Genomic DNA, 4,067 nt, shown 5'->3' with positions numbered 1-4,067 from the left:
ATTATCCAGAGCATGGTTTTATCTGGGGTAACGCGATTCTCACGTCCGGGATTGACGGAAAAGGTCAGCGTCGAGCTCGTGATAAAATCAAAGGGACCGGAGGTATGAAAGCAGGTCCGGCTTTGGCTTCCAAGGCGTGGCGTTTGCGGGTTCGATGCCAGCGTGCTCCCAAAAGTTCTCTAGCGCATCGCGCTTCATCTTCAGGTTCGTCGAGATATACCGGTTCGTGGTCGCGATGCTGGAATGACCGAGATAATCGCGGATCACGGTCACATCGGTGCCCGACTGCAGGAGCGCGACGGCACAGCTGTGGCGGAAAACGTGAGGTGTGATGCGGTCACGCGCCAGCCTTGGTCGATCCTGGACTACTGGCGAGGCATGCTTGGTAAGGATGTATGCAACTCCATCGCGGGTCAGCGGTTGATCGTGACGGTTCATGAAAACATGCTGGTGGCCCGAGGCGCCCGACAGGTTTTGCAGGCGCCGTAACGCGTCGGCCGTCTCGCGCCATAGCGGAACGAGTCGCTCTTTGCGGCCCTTCCCACGCAATCGAGCCTGGTGGGGCGGCATCAGTTGAAGATCCTGCCAGAGCAGGCCGGTTGCTTCGCTTACTCTGGCGCCACAATTATAGAGAAAAAGCAGCAGCGTGTAGTCGCGCCAGCCACTGCCGGTCCGCCGATCGGGATGGGCAATGATGGCCCGCACGTCGGTTGCTTCGAGGTAGGTTGCGGGCTTCTGCCTCGCCCGTTTCGACGGCAGCGCCAACACCTTCGTGTAACGTAGGGCATTGTCGAGATCGTTGCGCAAAAGGTGCTTGAAGAAGCTGCGAAGCGCGGCACGGCGGCAGTTTCGCGTCGCGGTGGAGTTGGATCTTCCGTCCTCGAGATGGTCGAGGAACCCAGCGACGGTGTCGGCGTCGAGATCTTCCAGCACAAGCGCGGCGACCTCGCGATCACGACACTCGGCAACGAACTGGAACAGCAGCTTGAGCGTGTCACGATAGGCGCGCGTCGTATGGGGGCTCGCGCCGCGCTGACGCGGCAGATAGTTGGAGAAGAACGACTCCACCAGAGTGAACAGCATCTGAGGTCCGGCCTTACTCATCGTGGCTGCCGGGCGTGTCGCATATGTTGTTCGAAGCGCGTGCTCGCGAGTTCCAGGAGTTGCGGCGTCGCCTTCAGATAGACCTCGGTGCCAATGACGTTCTGGTGCCCGAGATAAGCCGAAAGCCACGGGAGCTTGGCGTGAATGTCGGCACCTTCCTCCGCCCACGCCGTCAGGCGATGAACCGCGAAAGCATGCCGAAACTCATATGGACGCGCTCCGGCGCGCCCCTGCGCAGGCTTAATATCGAGGCGGCGCAGGAGCTTGCGGATAGCTTCGGACGCAGCGTGGGTATGGAGTGGCGCGCCGTTGAGGCGAACGAACAGCGCTTCGCAAGCCACTTGACCGCGATCATGAAGCAACCGGCATCGATCATCGACATAGAGGCGAAGCTCTGCGACAAGATCTTCGCGCATGGGGACGATCCGCGTCCGCCGCTTGCTGTTGCGGATGAGCAAGGTTCCACGGTCGAGATCGACATCATCCATGGTCAGACGCACCGCCTCGCCGAGCCTGAGGCCGGTGCAGTAAAGCACGAGGATCAGTCTTCGCAGCATCGATGCCCATATGAAGCGCCCTTGGTGCGCTGACGCGGCGGCGAGAATGCAGCGGATCTCGTCGCGGCTGAAAATGTAAGGAAAGAACGTCGATTCCTTCACCGGCGCAAAGGCGTGTTCGGGCACATAGCTGGTGGGGTCGCGACGACGGCGATGCAGGCAAAGTTGGCGAATTACCCCGAACTCATTGCCGAGGGTGACGGCCTTGCGGTCGGGTAAACGCCCGCACCAGCGGCTAATCGCATCGGCCAGCGAAATATCGACACCGTCGCCCCACTCGTCTTCGATGAAGCGAAGGAAGCGTTCGATCTCAAACTCGCCGCGTCGATAGGGATGGCCCATGGCGCGCTTGAATGCCAGGAAGCTCGCAGCGTCATTCTTGAGCTCAGCCAGGGCGACAACGGTGGTCATGTCGGCACCGGCAATGAGATCTCACGCAGGGATGCTGTTGCGATCCTTACATAGGCGGAGACCGAGTCTCGATCCCGGTGACCAAGGATATCTGACACCACCTGAGGTCGCGTACCGAGATCGATCTGGCGTGCCGCATGGGAGTGTCGCAGGACATGGCTGCCCAGAAATGGCGCATCGATCCCCGCGATCTTCGCATGCTTCATTAGGATGTGGCGTATCGCGCTCGAAGCCGCGAATGGCTCCAGCGGCATCTTCAGCTGCACGAAAAGATGGCGGGTGGGTGTATCGGCGGGCCGACCGTGGCGTAGGTACTCCGCCAGCGCCTTGGCAATTGGCGGCAACAGCGGCAGCGTGAATGCCACACCCGTCTTTGGGCGAAGGACGGAGAGCATGCCGCTATCCCAGTCAATATCCTGAAACTGCAAGCGGATGATCTCGCCGGCACCAAAGCCATAGGTGCTCATCAGCAGCAGGATTGCGTAGTCGCGAAGACCCAACGGGTTCGATCTGTCCACGGCCATCAGGAGTCGCTTCACATCGTCCCAGGAAAGTGCTCGCCTCGGTCGCTCGTGCCGTCGTTGCACAGGCGCGATCACGGCCTCGCTGATATCGACCGCACTCAGGCCGCTCCAGTGCAGGAAACGGGCAAAGCAGCGTACCGTGCAAGCGAGGTCGCTCACATGTGATCGGGAATATCGCGCGGCGCGGCCAACCAGAAATGCGTCGACATCGGTTAGCTGCATCGAGTGCCACTCCTTGCCGACCTGGATAAGATGATCCTGAAGCTTGCCGATGTGGTCCAGCTTCTTATGAACCGTGACCTCCGGGTTGCCGCGGTGCTGAGTCAGATAGGCGGCATATTGCGCAAGCAGCAGCGTCCGCGGAACCCTCGCCGGGCGAGGTGGTCGCCAGTCGGGAGGGGCGAGTCCCAAGCGATGATAGACACGGCTGAGCGACAACAGCGCGGTTCGGGAAAGTTGAAGAGAAAGCGGGTCGAGGCCCCGCCGCTCAGCGTACCAGTCTATGAAGCGGCCAACGCGTTCGAGAGTCAATTCTTCTCGCTCGACCAGCCCGTGCAGGGCGCAATAGGTACGGAACTGCTGGATGCGGTTCAAATAGACAATCGTTGTTCCTGCCCCAAGGCGTCGCTCCGAGCTCCAGATGCGGCGGATATCGTCGGGGGTGGGCGCGGCGGAGTCGGCTGCGGTGATATGATCGACATGTACGGGCATGGCTTTACCTCGATCGGCGAAGCGTAGCCGACGGAGAGAGGGTGATCACGCCCCGCATCGTGTTGGCAGAAGCCACCGGCGCCAGCACTGCCTATCCTCTGAATAGGTCGGAGTCCTAGGGGCGCCGGAATGCAGTGCAACTGCTGTGGGGAAAGGGCTCGGCGGAGCATCACAAGGGCCGGAACGTCGCTCACCGGCAAACCTGGCCTCGTCAGCCGGGGCGCCAGCACCTTGACAGCGGCAACGGATCTGCGCACCGCGACCACTCGGCGGCGCAGCCAGCGCACTGCGCCTGGAAGGCAAATATCCGGGCCCCGTACCGCGTCTGCGGCGGCTTCCATGCTTCGCGCTGACGCGGCTATCCCAACGATGCGATCGATCATGGCAAGCGACCCAGGCAGGCGAGCGGCGAGAAAATCCGGGAGCAGGCTGAACGTCATGCGCCCTTGTGGGCAATAGCAACGAGCGATCCGTACACCCGGGCTGGTCTGGCGGGCATAGCTGCCGTGACGCCGAAATGCACAGTCGCCGCTCGGATGGAGCGGGCAGCACGACAGTCGTGCATACCGCCACTCCTGCGTGGCGACATAGTCCTCGATCGTCGACCTGGTACGCAATGGTATCTGCAACGTCGCCCCCGCGCGCAGCGGCCCCCAACAACGAGGACGCGGCTTTTATCTGGAGCCCAATGCGCCGAAATCTCCGGCACCCAAGGATTATATCCCAAAATACCCCAGATAAAACCATGCTCTGGATAATG

3 protein-coding genes are annotated in these 4,067 nt (G+C 61.3%); all 3 read right to left on the bottom strand.

The features are described from left to right. Nucleotides 1-87: 87 nt before the first annotated feature. From BGO82_RS16770 to BGO82_RS16760, 3 genes are read right to left on the bottom strand one after another with little or no spacing between them, the layout of a single operon-like run. A complete protein-coding gene (locus BGO82_RS16770) occupies nucleotides 88-1,083 on the bottom strand; it encodes a tyrosine-type recombinase/integrase (RefSeq protein WP_291306771.1) in 996 nt (331 codons plus the stop codon). Between the two features lie 17 nt (nucleotides 1,084-1,100). Further along, on the bottom strand, nucleotides 1,101-2,072 hold the full coding sequence (locus BGO82_RS16765) for a tyrosine-type recombinase/integrase (protein ID WP_291306770.1): 972 nt from the start codon (nucleotides 2,070-2,072) through the stop codon (nucleotides 1,101-1,103). Further along, nucleotides 2,069-3,307 carry a site-specific integrase gene (locus BGO82_RS16760; RefSeq protein WP_291306769.1) on the bottom strand — a complete coding sequence of 413 codons (1,239 nt, stop codon included), beginning with the start codon at nucleotides 3,305-3,307 and terminating at the stop codon, nucleotides 2,069-2,071. The genes BGO82_RS16765 and BGO82_RS16760 overlap by 4 nt, the downstream gene beginning before the upstream one ends. Nucleotides 3,308-4,067: the final 760 nt, after the last annotated feature.

Source organism: Devosia sp. 67-54, assembly GCF_001899075.1.
Lineage (GTDB): Bacteria > Pseudomonadota > Alphaproteobacteria > Rhizobiales > Devosiaceae > Devosia_A.
Note: the sequence above shows the minus strand (reverse complement) of the source record. Positions and strands in the feature narration are given on the sequence as shown.

Excerpts from the sequence above, each read along its gene's own strand:
- BGO82_RS16770 (WP_291306771.1), bottom strand. The coding sequence starts at position 1,083 with ATGCTGTTCACTCTGGTGGAGTCGTTCTTCTCCAACTATCTGCCGCGT.
- BGO82_RS16765 (WP_291306770.1), bottom strand. The coding sequence starts at position 2,072 with ATGACCACCGTTGTCGCCCTGGCTGAGCTCAAGAATGACGCTGCGAGC.
- BGO82_RS16760 (WP_291306769.1), bottom strand. The coding sequence starts at position 3,307 with ATGCCCGTACATGTCGATCATATCACCGCAGCCGACTCCGCCGCGCCC.